Annotated in this window: 14 protein-coding genes and 2 pseudogenes; 7 read left to right on the top strand and 9 right to left on the bottom strand. The window is 62.4% G+C overall.

The features are described 5' to 3' along the window. Positions 1-40: 40 nt before the first annotated feature. The 3 genes from QTA58_RS12375 to msuE all read left to right on the top strand — a co-directional run bounded on the left by QTA58_RS12375 (position 41) and on the right by msuE (position 3,018). On the top strand, positions 41-1,144 hold the full coding sequence (locus QTA58_RS12375; RefSeq protein WP_289669047.1) for an LLM class flavin-dependent oxidoreductase: 1,104 nt from the start codon (positions 41-43) through the stop codon (positions 1,142-1,144). Between the two features lie 86 nt (positions 1,145-1,230). Next, the gene (locus QTA58_RS12370; RefSeq protein ID WP_085420826.1) at positions 1,231-2,412 is read left to right on the top strand and encodes an acyl-CoA dehydrogenase family protein; all 1,182 of its coding nucleotides are present in this window, start codon (positions 1,231-1,233) and stop codon (positions 2,410-2,412) included. A 45-nt stretch (positions 2,413-2,457) separates the two neighbouring features. Then, the gene (gene msuE, locus QTA58_RS12365) at positions 2,458-3,018 is read left to right on the top strand and encodes an FMN reductase (RefSeq protein ID WP_085420692.1); all 561 of its coding nucleotides are present in this window, start codon (positions 2,458-2,460) and stop codon (positions 3,016-3,018) included. 79 nt (positions 3,019-3,097) lie between these two features. On the opposite strand, the pseudogene QTA58_RS12360 reads toward msuE, so the two are convergent. Beyond that, positions 3,098-3,490: pseudogene (locus QTA58_RS12360) on the bottom strand (pirin-like C-terminal cupin domain-containing protein); the annotation flags it as partial. Between the two features lie 70 nt (positions 3,491-3,560). Further along, a complete protein-coding gene (locus QTA58_RS12355) occupies positions 3,561-4,220 on the bottom strand; it encodes a hydrolase (RefSeq protein WP_289669046.1) in 660 nt (219 codons plus the stop codon). Positions 4,221-4,373: 153 nt separating this feature from the next. On the opposite strand from QTA58_RS12355, the gene QTA58_RS12350 reads away from it, so the two are divergent. Beyond that, positions 4,374-5,258: a LysR family transcriptional regulator gene (locus tag QTA58_RS12350; protein WP_289669045.1), complete on the top strand. Its 885-nt coding sequence runs from the start codon at positions 4,374-4,376 to the stop codon at positions 5,256-5,258. Between the two features lie 26 nt (positions 5,259-5,284). Here QTA58_RS12350 and QTA58_RS12345 read toward each other — a convergent pair whose 3' ends face one another. Together QTA58_RS12345 and QTA58_RS12340 are read right to left on the bottom strand one after the other, a co-directional pair. After that, positions 5,285-6,241, bottom strand: a complete 957-nt coding sequence (locus QTA58_RS12345) for a zinc-binding alcohol dehydrogenase family protein (protein WP_289669044.1) — start codon at positions 6,239-6,241, stop codon at positions 5,285-5,287. Between the two features lie 130 nt (positions 6,242-6,371). Then, positions 6,372-7,112 carry an SDR family oxidoreductase gene (locus QTA58_RS12340; protein WP_289669043.1) on the bottom strand — a complete coding sequence of 247 codons (741 nt, stop codon included), beginning with the start codon at positions 7,110-7,112 and terminating at the stop codon, positions 6,372-6,374. Positions 7,113-7,285: 173 nt separating this feature from the next. Here QTA58_RS12340 and QTA58_RS12335 point away from each other — a divergent pair, with 173 nt between their 5' ends. The 3 genes and pseudogenes from QTA58_RS12335 to QTA58_RS12325 all read left to right on the top strand — a co-directional run bounded on the left by QTA58_RS12335 (position 7,286) and on the right by QTA58_RS12325 (position 9,080). Then, positions 7,286-8,167, top strand: coding sequence for an AraC family transcriptional regulator (locus QTA58_RS12335; protein WP_341850260.1), 882 nt, complete (start codon positions 7,286-7,288; stop codon positions 8,165-8,167). Between the two features lie 131 nt (positions 8,168-8,298). Continuing rightward, a pseudogene (locus QTA58_RS12330) lies at positions 8,299-8,532 on the top strand (alpha/beta hydrolase); the annotation flags it as partial. Positions 8,533-8,729: 197 nt separating this feature from the next. Then, on the top strand, positions 8,730-9,080 hold the full coding sequence (locus QTA58_RS12325; protein ID WP_289669042.1) for an ethanolamine utilization protein: 351 nt from the start codon (positions 8,730-8,732) through the stop codon (positions 9,078-9,080). A gap of 121 nt (positions 9,081-9,201) precedes the next feature. Here QTA58_RS12325 and QTA58_RS12320 read toward each other — a convergent pair whose 3' ends face one another. Genes QTA58_RS12320 through QTA58_RS12300 form a run of 5 tightly spaced genes read right to left on the bottom strand, consistent with a single transcriptional unit; the run spans position 9,202 to position 14,690 of the window. Next, positions 9,202-10,182, bottom strand: coding sequence for a dipeptide ABC transporter ATP-binding protein (locus tag QTA58_RS12320; RefSeq protein WP_289669041.1), 981 nt, complete (start codon positions 10,180-10,182; stop codon positions 9,202-9,204). Then, complete coding sequence (locus QTA58_RS12315; protein ID WP_289669040.1) at positions 10,179-11,165, bottom strand: ABC transporter ATP-binding protein; 987 nt, start codon at positions 11,163-11,165, stop codon at positions 10,179-10,181. Before QTA58_RS12315 ends, QTA58_RS12320 begins: the two co-directional genes overlap by 4 nt. Position 11,166: 1 nt before the next feature. Beyond that, complete coding sequence (locus QTA58_RS12310) at positions 11,167-12,072, bottom strand: ABC transporter permease (RefSeq protein WP_289669039.1); 906 nt, start codon at positions 12,070-12,072, stop codon at positions 11,167-11,169. After that, entirely contained in the window at positions 12,069-13,010 is a 942-nt protein-coding gene (locus tag QTA58_RS12305; protein ID WP_289669038.1) for an ABC transporter permease, read from the bottom strand. The genes QTA58_RS12310 and QTA58_RS12305 overlap by 4 nt, the downstream gene beginning before the upstream one ends. 57 nt (positions 13,011-13,067) lie before the next feature. After that, positions 13,068-14,690, bottom strand: coding sequence for an ABC transporter substrate-binding protein (locus QTA58_RS12300; protein ID WP_289669037.1), 1,623 nt, complete (start codon positions 14,688-14,690; stop codon positions 13,068-13,070). Positions 14,691-14,803: the final 113 nt, after the last annotated feature.

Raw genomic sequence — 14,803 nt, 5'->3', positions numbered from 1 at the left:
TGAACTCATTGTTCGGCAACTCGAATGGAGAAATTCTCACATGGCCGCAGAATTCATCAGCGTAACGTTCCCGAACGCTTCGAACGATCTGACCCCCCTTCCCGATGCCCCCGTGGATCCGCATTTTCTCGAGCGGTATGCACGGTCACTCGATGACTATGGGTTCAATTACACGCTGATTCCGTACTCCTCGTCGTCTTTCGATCCATTTACCCTTGGGGCGACCATCCTCGCTCACACCAGGCAGATCAAGATCATCGTGGCTCTGCGTCCCAACACCGTTTATCCGACCGTCGCCGCCAAGTCGCTCGCCACGCTCGATCAGTTGAGCGGCGGGCGCGTCGTGGTCCACTTTATTGCCGGCGGCAACGATGACGAGCAGGCCCGGGAGGGCGACTTCCTCAGCAAGGAAGAGCGCTACGAGCGGCAGGAAGAATATATCCGCATCCTGCGATTGGCCTGGACATCGACAGCGCCCTTCGATTTCGACGGAAAATATTACCAGTTCAAGCAATTCCGCAGCGCCGTGCGCCCCACGAACGGGACTATCCCCATCTCGCTCGGCGGCTCGTCCGATGCCGCCTATCGCATCGGCGGCTCGCTCTGCGACATCTTCGGTCTTTGGGGAGAGCCGCTCAAGGAAACCAAGCAGCAGATCGACCGCGTCTATGCCGAGGCCGCCAAGGCTGGCCGCACCGACCGTCCCCGCATCTGGGTGACCTTCCGTCCGATCGTTGCTGAAACGGACGATCTGGCTTGGGAAAAGGCGCATCGCGTCCTCGACCAGCTGAACGCCAATCGCCAGAAGGGCCTGGCACGTGCTCCAATCAACGCCGCTCCGCCGGCCAATGTCGGTTCGCAGCGTCTCCTCGAGATTGCGTCGCGTGGCGACGTGCATGACCGTGCGCTGTGGTATCCGACGGTCACCGCCACCAATGCAAGCGGCGCCACCACCGCACTCGTCGGCTCGCCGCGCACGATCGCGGACTCCATCCTCGATTACATCGACCTCGGTGCCGATCTGATCTCCATCCGTGGTTACGACAATTACAACGACGCCGTCGATTACGGCCGCTACATCCTGCCGCTCGTGCGTGAAGGGATTCGCGAGCGCGAAGAGGCGAAGAAAAAGGCTGCCGCCTGATGCGACGGCCCGGCCGCGGCGCCGGGCTCTTTCCCCTGTCCTCCGAACCGCGGCCGGATCCGCAAAATCAGAAAGCGTCGACACGCATGTCCTACGATGCCGCCATCCTCGATGAAACCGTGCGCATTGTGGCGGAAGCCGCACCGGAGGCCGATCGCACGGGCCAGTTCCCATGGGCAGGCATCAGGGCCGTTCACGCCAGCGGTCTTCTCGAGAGCACCGTCGCGACCCGCTACGGCGGCAAGGGCGCCTCGCTTCGTGACGTCGCTTACATTCTGGCGGCTCTGGGGCGCGGAGATCCTTCGGTGGCGCTGATCAGCGCCATGACCATTTTCAACCACCTTGGCCAAGCCACCAAGAACCACTGGCCCGACGCGCTTTATCGCCGCCTGCTGGCTGGAAGCAAGCAGCAGCCTCTGCTCCTCAACGCCGCCCGCGTCGAGCCGGAACTCGGCTCGCCTGCGCGGGGCGGCCTGCCTGCAACTATTGCCCGCCGCACCGCGGCCGGATGGTCCATCTCCGGCCGCAAACGCTTCGTCACCGGCGCCCACGGCCTCACCCATTTCCTTGTCTGGGCGCATACGGACGAGACGCCGGAACGGGTTGGCACCTTCGTCGTGCCCAACGGGCTTCCGGGCATTCACGTGATCGAGAACTGGAGCAGTCTCGGCATGCGCGCCACCGGCTCGCATGACGTGGAATATATCGATGTCGAGATTCCCGCCGAAAACGTGCTTGACCTCGTCGATCCTTCCGTTGCCCAGCAGGACAACCGAGCCCACGCCGCGTTCAATCTGGCACTGACGGCGATCTATCTCGGCGCGGCCGAAGCGGCGCAGGCAGCGTTCATCCGTTTCGCCCATGAGCGCGTGCCCGCAAATCTGGGGCGGCCCATTGCCCAGACCGAACGCTTCGTGACGCTGTCCGGCGAAATCGACCTCCTCGTTTCCGGCGCCAGAGAGATCATTCTCGGCGCGCTCGAAAACAACCAGGGTGAGGCGGAGAGGATGATACGGGCACGGCTGCTTGCCGGCCGGCAGATACGTGACGCCGTACAGATCGCAGTGCGCGGCATCGGCAATCCGGGCCTCAGCGCCGATCTGGGGCTGGAAAGGCACTTCCGGGACGTTCAATCGGTCCTGGTGCATGCCCCACAGGAAGACACGTCCATTGCAATGCTCGGCCGCGCCGCGTTCACGCGCTGGAGCGACGATGAAGCCGCCCGCACCGCCTATCCGGTCGACGTATCGATCCGAAAGTCAGCCTGATCGCAGGTTTTTCCGAACCATTGAGACGAATTCAAAAGGAATGAGATGAGCAACAATCTGATCGTGGGGTTCTCCGGCAACATCAACCGCCCTTCCAGCACATTCGGCTTCGTGGAAAGCGTGGCAGGGGCGTTGGCACAACAGGTCGGCCTGCAGCACGCCGTTTTCGATGTCGAGGATCTCGGCCCTTCGCTGGCAGCCGCGCGATCGGTCGCGGACCTCAATCCTGCAGCCAAGAAAGTGATCAGGACGATCGTTGAAGCGGAAGTACTGGTGATCGGTTCCCCGACCTACAAAGGCAGCTATACGGGCCTGTTCAAACATGCGTTCGACCTGCTCGATCCGGCAGATCTTCGCGGCAAGCCGATCATCCTGACGGCAACGGGCGGCGGCGACCGCCATTCGCTCGTCGTCGAGCACCAGCTTCGGCCGCTGTTTGCGTTCTTCGAGGCTTTCGTCTTGCCGACGGCCATCTATACGTCGAGCCGCGATTTCACCGAAGGAAAACCATCGGCCGCCATCCTTGGCCGCATCAACCAAGCGCTGGCGGAAGCATCCTTGCTGGTGAAGGCACGATCCGGCGCAGTGGCAATTGCTGCCGAATAGGCCGATCGCGCTTCCCTTCGTCGATCTCGTGGCGATCATCACGGACCCAAGAACTCTCTCTTGAGAGGCTGCTTTCCCATCACTCCGGAAGCGGGATGTGCTCATCCCGGTCGTCGGCCGGAAGATCGAAGCGCCCCTCCCCCCATTTCTGTGCGCGCCACTCAGCCTTGGCTTCCTCGATGCGCTCTCTGGATGAGGCGACGAAGTTCCACCAGACGTAGCGCGGGCCGGAAAGCGTCGCCCCGCCCAGGATCATCAGTCGCGCGCCCCGTTCCCCGGCCGCGACCGTGATCCTGTCGCCAGGACGAAACACCATCATCTGGGGTGCTTCGAACTCCCGGCCGGCGATCGAGATCGAGCCTTCGACAATGTAGATGCCCCGGTCCTCATGATTGTCCGGCAGCGGCAGGCGAGCGCCTGCTTCAAGCCTGACATCGGCATAGAATGTCTCGGAAAACATGGTCGCCGGAGCGAATGACAAGGCTCGAAACGATGGGCCTCTTCGCGCCCATCGTCCAATACCCCGTCATCCCTGTCGGATTTTAGTGACCGCCTTTGGTGGTCGGCACCGGCGTGTTGAGCAGCTGCTGCTCCCAGAGATAGGCGATGCCGCTGCCGCCGAAGTGCTGGATGAGCATTTCGGTCAGCTCCTCGACATGCTCGGTGCGCGCCCAGTCGCGCTGCCATTCGCCAGCGAGCGCCATCACGGTCATCGGGTTCGCGCCGGCCGCGATCATCCGCTGGATGGCAACTTCGTGAGACTCCTTCGAAATCCCGCCCGACGCGTCGGTGATCACGGTCACGTCCCAACCTTCGCCGGCGGCTTGGATCACAGGCATTGCGACGCAGACCTCGGTCCACAGGCCGGCGATGATCAGCTGCTTGCGGCCGGTCGCCTTGACCGCGTTCACGACCTTCTCGTCCTGCCAGGTGTTGACCCAGGTACGGTCGATCACCTCCTGTCCCGGAAAGACGTCGGTGATCTGCTTGAAGAGAAGCCCGCCGCGATCCGCAATCACGCTGGTGAGAATGGTTGGAACATTGAAGGCTTTCGCCAGCTTCGCCAGCGCGGTCGTGAGGTTGACCACGGCTTGCGGGTCGTGGCTGTTCAGGTTCGCCAGCTGGTAAGGTTGATGATCGATCAGGACGAGGACGGAATCTTCGGGGCGGAGAAGTGAGTCAAGGCCGTTACGAAAGGTCATGGTTTCATCCTATGTTGGCGATTTATTGAAGCGCGTTTGCTCAAAAGACATGCGCCTTCCGAGGCGCTGCCGCGGGACGAAACTTGTCATTCCCGTTTGCGATGCGGTAGTCCTTGTCCGCGCTAAGCTGTGTCGCAGAATGAGGAACGCCGAGTGGACATCGAAGATCTCCGGACATTCGTCGAAGTTGCCGATGCGGGAGGCGTCACTTCGGCCGCGCTGCGGCTCGGCATCTCCAAGTCGATGGTCAGCCGACGGCTCATGCGGCTTGAAGCGGAGCTTGGTATCCAGCTCCTTGCCCGATCCACCCGCGGGGCTTCTCTGACCGAGGCCGGCGCAACCTTCCGGGATTATGCAGCCAGGGTTACCGCCGAGATCGATGTGGCGAGGGAGACCATCCTGCCCGCTGGTGAGCTCCGCGGCCGCCTGCGGATAGCCGCGCCGCTTTCCTTCGGCCCGACGCATTTCGCACCGGTAATTGCGCAAATGGCGCGCCGCCATCCTCATCTCCAGATCCAGACCTGTTACAGCGATCGTTTCGTGGATCTGATCGGAGAAGGTTACGATTGCGCGATCCGCGTCGGCACACTTCAGGACTCCAGCCTGATCGCAAGACGCGTCGGTCCCCTCCATGGGAGTTTCGTCGCAAGCCCAGACTACATCAAAGCCCATGGCTCTCCGGAGACACCGGACGAGCTTGTCGCCCATCAGGCTCTCATGCAGGGAACGGAAACCTGGCAGGTGATGGATGGAGACGAGGTGATAACCGTTCGCCCTCAGGGACGCTTCAAGGCCGACAACGGGGCTGCTCTCGCTGCCGCCGCAGTAGCCGGTTTGGGTATCGCCGTGCTGCCTGACGATCTGATCAAGAATTATCTGGACTCAGGCGAGTTGGTTCCGGTCATGAAACGCCATCCACCGCCTCCGGCGGGAATATATGTCGTCAGACCGCCCGGGCAGCATCCGGCGAGAAAAATCCGGGTGCTGACCGAAATGCTGATCGAGTGCTTCGACCATGGCCCGGCGTCAAAGGGCTAGCCCGCATGTAAATGGGCGGCGACAAGTCAGGGTGTCATCACGACGCGACCCAGCGGCTTGGCTGTCTCGGCGTATTCATGTGCCTTTGATGCGTCGCTCAACGGAAATGCGCGATCGATCACGACCTCCATGCGTCCCTCGGCCACGGCCTCGAGAAGCTGGCTGACGGTTCTATATACGGCCGGCCTCTCGAAAAGCGGTCCCATGAAGACGCCGTGAAGCGTTTGATTGTTCTGCATCGGTTGCCAGAGGTCGACATTGAGGCTGCCGCCACCTGCATTCCCGACGAACACGAGGCGACCGTCGGGCGCGAGTGCGGATAAGGACGCTTGCAAAGTCGAACCGACAGGATCGATGACGAGGTCGGCCCCCTCGCGGCCGGTCAGCCGAAGAACCTCCTCAACGACATCCTTCTCCAGGCGATCAATGACATGCGATGCGCCGAGCTCAGTCAGGCGCGCTTGTCGTTCCCTGCCGCCGGCCACGGCGATGACGGTCGCACCGGCGTCACGCGCCAGTTGGATTGCGGCGAGACCGACCCCGCCGGCGGCGGCCTGAATCAGAACCGTCTCGGCTTCGCGCAAGCCGCCTTTGGTGATCAGACAATGATAGGCCGTGCCGAAGGAAATTGGCAGCGCCGCCGCCTGTGCCATTTCCACGCCGTCCGGGACAAGCCATGTCCGGGAGGCGGGGACGGACCAAAGCTCCGCATGCGACCCCCGCATGTCGAAGGCGGCCACCTTTTCGCCGATTGCCCGGTCGCGGACATTTTCACCGACCGAGATCACGGTCCCGGCAGCGGCATAGCCGACGATCCAGGAGAACTGCTGTGGCGTAGACCGGCGATTGATCAGATCGCCGCCCTCGATGGAAATCGCCTCGACGGCAATCAGAACATTATCTGGCCCGCAAATCGGATCGGGCACATCGGCATATCTCAAGACTGTCGGAGGACCGGGGTTGTCGTAGACTGCGGCTTTCATGTGCTTTTCCTTTTAAGTGAGGGAAGCTTGCTCGCTTGATAGGTGTCTAACCACCCAGGCTCCTTTGTTTCTGAGGCATGTCAAGCACACGCACGCCCGATGCGATGGAGCACCTGCGGCCGTCTCACTTTCATGAGAGCGCGCCACCATCCACAGTGAGGATCGTCCCGGTGATCTGCCGGGCGGCAGGCGTCGCGAGAAAGGCGACCGCGGCGGCGACATCTTCCGGCTGATTGAAACGGCCAAGGGCCGTCAGGCTACGCTGGTAATCCGCAGATTCGCCCGTCTCGGGATTCGAGTCGGTGTTTGTCGATCCCGGTTGAACGAGATTGACCGTTATGTCCCGAGCACCCAATTCGCGCGCAAGACCGCGATTGAATGCCTGAAGCGCACCCTTGGTCATATAGTAGACCGTGCCAGGTACGCCGACGATACGATCCGCACCTGCTGAACCGATGTTTATGATGCGGCCGCCTTCCTTGAAGTGGGGAATGGCCGCCTTCGACGCCAGCACGGGCCCGCGCACATTGACCGCAAGCAGCGCATCGAGATCCTCGACGGTGAAATCGGCGATATTGTTGTACCGTCCGATTGCAGCATTGTTGACGAGAATATCGAGACCGCCCAGAGCGCGGACGGCTTCGTCCACGGAGCGCTGTATTGCGGCCGGATCGGCGCTGTCAGCCTGGATCGCGACGGCCTTGCGCCCCTTGCCTTCGATCGCCTGAACAAGTTGCGCCGCACTGTCGGCTGACCGCTCATACGTTATCGCCACATTCGCCCCCTTCTCGGAAAGCGCGCGTGCAATTGCTGCCCCTATGCCGCGCGAACCACCCGTCACCAGAGCATTCTTCCCGGCCAGTTCCTGCATGATCCGAACCCTTTCGATGTCGTGTCGCCCTGATGCGCGGTTTCGAGGCTCATTCCTCTTTGGTACCGGAGATCACGGCAGATTTCCTTCGTTGAGCCTGAAGATAGGCGGACACGACGGAGGCCACATTCCCGATTTTCCCAGAGACTTGCCTGATCCTTCCAAATCACTACATGCTTGCGGTGATGGCCTATCCTCTGAAACCAACCACCCAGCTGCTGAACGCCGTTGCTCCCTTTGTCCCGCGACATGGGGGAACCGTTGGCCTCCCGACTTCCGTTCCGCGCCTGACGCTATGGACGAGCACACGCGCCACGTCGCCCACGCCGGCCGTGTTCTACGCCGTTCTACGGGGCACCAAGGTTTTGACCATGGGCGCCAATCGCTTCGAACTGCTGGCGGGCGCCTGCGCGACATCGTCCTTCGGCCTGCCCTATATCCACCAGCTGACCGGCGCGACGCCCGAGCTCCCTTACATCGGTATCAGCCTTCATCTTGATATCGGCATGCTCACGCGCGTCATGCTCGATATGCCCAAACAGGAAGATCGCTGGACGTGCGCGGTCGCGGCTAGCGATCTGAACGGACCGGTCGGCGACGCGTTTGCTCGTCTCGTCGGGCTCCTGGCCACGCCCGATGACGTCGGCGCGCTAGCGCCGCACTACGAGTTCGAGCTTTACTATCGTCTGCTGCAGAGCTCGATGGGCGATACGCTCCGGCAGGTCGGCCGGCGAAACGACCGGTTTCAACAGCTCAAGACGGCGGCTGACTGGCTCGCCGCCAACCACAGCGAGCCGATTGTCATCCCCGACCTGGCGGCCTCTTCCGGCATGAGCGTCACCTCGTTCCACAGGCACTTCAAGGCCGTCACGGGATTTAGCCCGCTGGCCTTCCAGCGCCATATACGCCTGCTGGAAGCCAGAAAGCTTCTTGCCGCCGGGAGCACCAACGTATCGCAAGTGGCCTATGAGGTAGCCTACACAAGCCCGTCGCAATTCAGCCGGGAGTATAAAAGCATGTTTGGCACTGCGCCCGTGGCTGACCTGCAACGCTGAATCCTGCCCGACGATCCGACTGCATGATCTGCCGACTGGGAGGCGCGAGGGGCCAAATTCCTTTCGGCGTTCCTCGTTCGGCGACACAGCTTCGCGCGACGGTGCACTACCGCGTCTCCGTTCGAAATGACATCAAGGCCTTTTCGGAGACCGATCAGACGGAGGACTTGAAGGCGATCACCGTGCCGACGCTGGTGCTGCACGGCGAGGACGACCAGGTCGTTCCGATTGCCGCCTCGGCATCGAAATCGGTCAGATTGCTGAAAAGCGGAACGCTGAAGACCTATCCCGGTTATTCTTACGGGATGCTGACGGTCAATGCCGCCGTACTGAATGAGGATATTCTGGCGTTTATCGCCAGATAACGAGCCTTCGGGACGGAATGCACAAGTCCGTCCTACCACTCAAGCCGGACCACCGCATAGCTCGCTTGTCACGCGATGGTCCGGCAAGTGACCGCCTCAGAAGGGAATACCGCGTTCAAAGGAACTGCGCGGAAAGCTCGGGGAAACGTTGATGACCTGCTCCCACGCACCGGCCCAAACCTTTAAGGAGACAGTCCATGCCCATTCATAAGTTCGCCGTTTCCGACGCGGTGTTTGAACGGTCGCCAGGGCAAGACGGTGAAATCTTCGCCGGCAACCTCCTCGATCAGCGTGACGGCGGGCCGGTCACCATCGGTTTCGGGCGCTATGGACCGGACCAGATCCTGGAGGAGACCATGGCCGTGCACGACACGATGGTGATCCTTGAAGGAAAAATCACCGTCTCCGACGGCCGCAAAACGGTGACGGCAGGCCCCGGAGAGATCATCGCCATGCAGAAAGGCGACAGGGTGACGATCCGCTCCCACGAGAATGGTGCCGTGACCGCTTATGTGACCTATCCTCATTGGCAGCAGCCGGAGGCTTGATCGGCGGGCGTGGAACGGTCGGGACACCTGTTCATGGGCCTGTGAAACGGATCGGACGTCGATCGAAGCTTCCATTGGAGATGAGACCGATCTCGGATGCCCGGCACGATTGTAGCCGGCCTTAATCGCTCTGCCCTTCGTGCAGATGGCAAGCCACCTGATGCCCGTCGACACGGAGCTGGGCCAATTTCGGCATCTCCACCGCGCATCTGTCGAACGCTTGGGGACAGCGGGTCCGGAAGCGGCAGCCACTTGGAGGGTTGATGGGGCTTGGAACTTCACCATTCAGAACGAGCCTGTTGCGCTTCGCCTTAGGGTCGGCGATCGGGATGGATGACAGCAGGGCCTGCGTATACGGATGCTTTGGGGCCGAGAACATGGTCCGGCGATCGCCGATCTCGATGATCTGGCCGAGATACATGACCGCCACGCGATGCGTCAGGTGTTCGACGATCGCGAGATCGTGGCTGATGAACAGCAGCGCCAGTCCCAGCTCCTGCTGGAGATCGGTGAAAAGGTTGACGATCTGCGCTTTGACGGAGACATCGAGCGCCGAGACCGCTTCGTCGCAGATGATGATATCCGGTTTCGGAGCGAGCGCGCGGGCAATGCCGATGCGCTGCCGCTGGCCGCCGGAAAATTCGTGCGGCAATCGCTTCATCGCATCCCGCGGCAGGCGGACCTTGTCGAGCAGGTCGGCGACCTGGTCGTCGATCTCGCTGCGGGACTGGCCCATGCCGAAATTCTCCAGCGGTTCGGCGATGATGTCGCGCACCGAAAGGCGCGGATTGAGGCTGCTGAACGGATCCTGGTAGACGACCTGCAGCTTCTTGCGAAGCCGGCGCATGCCCTGGATCGGCACGGTATCGACGCGCCATCCATCGAGGTAGATCTCGCCGGCGGTCGGCTCCACCAGCCTGAGGATGGTCCGGCCGACCGTCGATTTGCCGCAGCCGCTCTCGCCGACGATCGACAGCGTCTCGCCCGCTTCGACACGAAAGGACACGTCGTCCACGGCGTGCACCTGAGCGCTCCGGCCGAAAAGACCGGTCCTGACCGGGTAATACTTTTTGAGGTTGAAGACTTCCAGAACGCTGCTCATGCGACGACCAGCTCCGTGGCGAAATGGCAGGCAACCTGGTGGTCGGACGCCGTCCTGACGAGTCCCGGCTGCGACAGCCGGCAGATGTCGGTTGCTCCGCGACAGCGCGGCGCAAAGGCGCATCCGACCGTCGCCACGCGCGGATCGGGCACCGTGCCTTCGATTTCGACGAGCCGCCCGGTCTTTCCTTCCAGCGAGGAGCCTAGCCGGGGAACCGCCCCGAGCAGCCCCTTCGTATAGGGGTGCCTCGGATGCGCGAAAATCTCCTCGGCCGTCCCCTCCTCGATCTTGCGGCCGGCATACATGATGATCACCCGGTCCGCCATCTCCGCAACGACGCCGAGATCGTGGGTGATCAGGATGATGGCCGAACCGAACTGTTCGCGGAGCGACCGCATCAGATCGAGGATCTGCGCCTGGACGGTGACGTCGAGCGCCGTCGTGGGTTCGTCGGCGATCAGCAGTTCGGGACGGCATATCAGCGCCATCGCGATCATTACGCGCTGGCGCATCCCGCCGGAAAGCTGGTGGGGATATTCGTTGGCGCGCCGCCTTGGGTCCGGGATACCCACCCGGGTAAGCATCTCGATCGCCTTCTCGGCGGCCTGTCTGCGGGTCATCGTCTCGTGCAGCCGGGCAGCCTCGGCGATCTGGCAGCCGACAGTGACGACGGGATTGAGCGCGGTCATCGGCTCCTGGAAGATCAGGCCGACCTGATTGCCGCGGATGGCGCGCATGGCCGCCTCATCGGCCGACAGGAGATCGCGCCCTTTCAGCTCGACCTTGCCCGAAAGCCGGCATCGGCTTTCGTCGAGCAGCCGCATGATCGACATGGCCGAGACCGACTTGCCGGACCCGGATTCGCCGACGATGGCGACGGTCTCTCCCTTGGAGACGCGGAAACTCAGATCGTTCACGGCGCGCAGGTCGCCGCGCGAGGTCTGGAAGATCGTGGAAAGATGTTCGACGTTGAGCAGGACCATGTCACTTCCGCAATGCAATCCGGGGGTCGAACGCGTCCCGCAGCCCGTCGCCGAGCACGTTGATCGCAAGGACCGTCAGGGTCAGGAACACGCCGGGAATGAAGACCATGTAGGGTTTCACCTGCCAGAGCGCCCGTCCGTCCGACATGATGTTCCCCCAGGAAGGAATGGTCGGCGGCGTGCCCGCGCCGATGAAGGACAGCATGGTCTCGATGATCATCGCGACGGCCCAGACATAGGTGGACTGGATGATCAGCGGGCTCACCGTGCCCGGCAGGAGGTGGCGGAAGATGATGCGGAACGGCCCGGAACCGGAGGTGATGGCTGCCTCCACATAAGGCTGTTCCCGCAGGCTGAGCACGGTGCCGCGAATGAGGCGGGCGATGCGCGGGATCTCGATGATGGAAATGGCGGTGATGACGGTGGTGAGCGAGGCGCCGGTCAGCGACATCAGCGCGATCGCCAGCAGGATGGACGGCACCGACATCAGCCCGTCCATGATGCGCATGATCACGCCGTCCAGCCAGCGGATGTAAGCCGAGATCAGGCCGATCAGCGTTCCGATGACGGCCGAGATGACCATGACCGAAAAGCCGATCATCAGCGAGTTTCGGCCGCCGTAAAGCACGCGCGAATAGAGATCGCGTCCCAGCATGTCGGTGCCGAACCAATGGGAAGCGGACGGCGGCCGCAGACGGCTCAACGTATCCATCGCCCGCGGGTCGACCGTACCTAGGACGGGCGCCAGGATCGAGATCAGCACGAGGATCAGAAGCAGGGTGCCGCCGAAGGTGATCTGGGAGTAACGGCGCGCAAGCGCCCATGACTTGCGGATGTAGCTCACCGGTTTTCGATCCGGCTGCAGCGCCATGGCAAGCTTGAGGTCGCTCTCGATCTGGATGTTCAATAGCGTATCCTTGGATCGAGGAGCACGTAGATGAGGTCGACGGCGAGGTTGACCAGCACGTAGCCGGCGCTGAACACCAAAACGAGGCCCTGGATGACCGGATAGTCGCGGTGGCTGATCGCCTCGAGCGTCAGCCTGCCGAGACCGGGTATCGCGAATATGCTTTCGGTGATCACCGCACCGCCAATCAGGCTCGCGAAGCCCAGGCCGACGATCGTGACGATCGGGATCGACGCGTTCTTCAGCGCATGCGCGAACAGGATGCGGTTGCGGTCGGCACCCTTGGCCTTGGCGGTTCGGATGAAATCCTGGGACAGGACGTCGAGCATCGATGCCCGCGTGACGCGGGCAATCAGCGAGGCAAAACCCATTCCGAGCGTCAGGCAGGGCAGGATCATGCCGAGCAGGTAGGCACCGAAATCCCGGTCGGGCGGCACGTAGCCCTGCACGGGCAGCCAGCGCAGTCCCAGCGCGAAGATGGAAACGAGCAGATAACCGACGATGAAATTCGGGATGGAGAAATTGAGGACCGTGACGGCGGTGAAGGCCCGGTCGAACAGTTTACCGCGGTTGGCGGCCGCGTAGATGCCAAAGGGAACCGAAAGCAGCAGGGCGATGATCAGCCCGCCGAACAGAAGCGACAGGGTAGGACCGACCCGCTGGGCGATCAACTCGGCAACCGGTTCCCTGGAGAAAACCGATGTGCCGAGGTCACCCGAGAGAAGGCGCTGCGCCCAGAGCCCGAATTGCACGTAGAACGGCTGATCGAAGCCCATGGCGACCCGGATCGCCTGGACTTCCGCCGGGGAAGCCTGTTCTCCGGCGATGACGACGGCGGGATCCCCGGGGGTGACGAACAGCAGGCCGAAAACGAAGACGGCGACGACCGCCATCACGGGGATGGTCATGACTATCCGCTGCAGGGCATATCTCAGCATATCATCCTTTCCCCGTGCCGCCTCGGCATGTTCGGCCCGCCTTCATCCTTATTTTCTTCAGGCCTTGTCCCCCTTGGAGATGTTCCAGTAGGCATTGACCGGCGCCGGGAACACGCCCTTCAGATCGGCGCGGTAGGCATGGTAGGTGCTGGTGGCGCCGAGCGGGATATAAGGCAGCGTTTCGAAGGCCTGGACCTGGATCTGCTTGGCGATCACGGCGCGCTCGGCGGGGTCGGCCGACCGGAACCAGGAGGTCTTCAGGGCCTCCAGCTTCGGATCGTTGGCCCAGCCGAACCAGCCCTTTTCGCCGGCTCCGTGGAGCAACTGATTGACCGCGGGATTGGCGACATCGCCGCCGGTCCAGCCGGTGATGAAGCCGCTCCAGCCTCCGGCCTCCACAGGTTCCTTGCTGGTGCGCCGGGTCGCCATGGTCGCGAAATCCATGGCCTGAAGTTCGACATTCATGCCGAGCTTGCGCATCACGTTGTCGAGCACTTGGTTGAGGCCGCTCAGGCGCGGAGGCGACGAAACCGCCAGCAGCACGACCTTCTCGCCCTTGTAACCCGCGGCGGCAAGCGCCTCCTTGGCCTTCTTGAGATCCGCGGTCTTGATGACCGCGGCGTTATCCTCGATGCCGTAGGGCGACTGGCAGTCGTAGAAGCTGTAGCAGGGCAGGACCAGCTTGGGATCGGGCTGGATGGCGCTGATCAGCTCGACCTGGTTGATCGCCATAGCGAGCGCCCTGCGGACGCCCGGATTGTTGAACGGCGGCTGCAGATGGTTGACCTGCAGCATGTAATAGCTGTTCGAGGTCGTGCGCTGGCTGACGACGATGCTCGGATCGCCCTTCATGACCTCAAGGAGGTCGTCGGCCGGTGCCGGCCAGTAATCCTGTTCGCCGGCCATCAGCGCGGACATGGCCGTTGACGGATCGTCGATGACGGTGAAGGCCACCCGCTCGAAGCCGGCGATCTTGCCGCCCGCAATGCCGCTCGGCGGCTCGGAGCGCGGCACGTATTTGTCGAACCGGGCGAAGGCGTTGAACGATCCCGGAACCCATTCCTCGCGAAGGAAGCGGTAGGGGCCGCTGCCGATCGACTCCGTGATCTGCTTGGTCGGATCCACCGTCGCCATGCGCTCGGGCATGATGAAGCATTGCGAGGAATTCGACTTGCCAAGCGCGTCGATCAGCAGCGGGAAATTATGGGCGAGCTTGATCTTGAAGACCTTGTCGCTGACCACCTGATATTCGCCGACCGCCGCCGCGACCGCCCGCCCGAAGCCGTCGCGCGCCGACCAGCGCTTGATCGAGGCGATGCAGTCCGCCGACCGCACCGGCTCGCCGTCGTGGAAAAGCAGGCCGTCGCGCAGCGTGATGACATAGGTCATCCCGTTGTCCTCGGTGGTGTAGCCAGCCGCCATCTGCGGCTGCGGCACGTATTTGTCGTCGACGGCAAACAGCTGGTCGAAGATCATGAAGGCGTAGTTCTTGGTGGGCGGCGCCGTCGTCCAGATCGGATCGAGGCTCTGGAGGCTTTCGCCGATGATGCGCAGCGTCTTGCCCGGCGGCGTGCTGGGGCCGCCTGCGCTCTGCGCAAAAGCCCAGGACGGGAAACCGCTCACGGCAGACGATGCAGCAAGGAGGGAGGCGCTTTTCAGGAGGTCACGTCGAGTTGCCATGATGTCATCTCTCAATAGGAACAGATGGCGGTCGTTCGTCGGAACGAGGCAGCTTTCTAAGCCGGATGAATTGAAGCATCGGGCGTGAGAGCCGGCTAATAGCTGATCGTAAC

The organism is Neorhizobium sp. CSC1952 (genome assembly GCF_030378245.1).
Lineage (GTDB): Bacteria > Pseudomonadota > Alphaproteobacteria > Rhizobiales > Rhizobiaceae > Neorhizobium > Neorhizobium oryzae_A.
This window is presented reverse-complemented; position numbering and strand designations above follow the sequence as displayed.

Coding starts and splice junctions, on each gene's coding strand:
- QTA58_RS12375 (WP_289669047.1), top strand. CDS start 41: ATGGCCGCAGAATTCATCAGCGTAACGTTCCCGAACGCTTCGAACGAT.
- QTA58_RS12370 (WP_085420826.1), top strand. CDS start 1,231: ATGTCCTACGATGCCGCCATCCTCGATGAAACCGTGCGCATTGTGGCG.
- msuE (WP_085420692.1), top strand. CDS start 2,458: ATGAGCAACAATCTGATCGTGGGGTTCTCCGGCAACATCAACCGCCCT.
- QTA58_RS12355 (WP_289669046.1), bottom strand. CDS start 4,220: ATGACCTTTCGTAACGGCCTTGACTCACTTCTCCGCCCCGAAGATTCC.
- QTA58_RS12345 (WP_289669044.1), bottom strand. CDS start 6,241: ATGAAAGCCGCAGTCTACGACAACCCCGGTCCTCCGACAGTCTTGAGA.
- QTA58_RS12340 (WP_289669043.1), bottom strand. CDS start 7,112: ATGCAGGAACTGGCCGGGAAGAATGCTCTGGTGACGGGTGGTTCGCGC.
- QTA58_RS12335 (WP_341850260.1), top strand. CDS start 7,286: ATGCTTGCGGTGATGGCCTATCCTCTGAAACCAACCACCCAGCTGCTG.
- QTA58_RS12325 (WP_289669042.1), top strand. CDS start 8,730: ATGCCCATTCATAAGTTCGCCGTTTCCGACGCGGTGTTTGAACGGTCG.
- QTA58_RS12320 (WP_289669041.1), bottom strand. CDS start 10,182: ATGAGCAGCGTTCTGGAAGTCTTCAACCTCAAAAAGTATTACCCGGTC.
- QTA58_RS12315 (WP_289669040.1), bottom strand. CDS start 11,165: ATGGTCCTGCTCAACGTCGAACATCTTTCCACGATCTTCCAGACCTCG.
- QTA58_RS12305 (WP_289669038.1), bottom strand. CDS start 13,010: ATGCTGAGATATGCCCTGCAGCGGATAGTCATGACCATCCCCGTGATG.
- QTA58_RS12300 (WP_289669037.1), bottom strand. CDS start 14,690: ATGGCAACTCGACGTGACCTCCTGAAAAGCGCCTCCCTCCTTGCTGCA.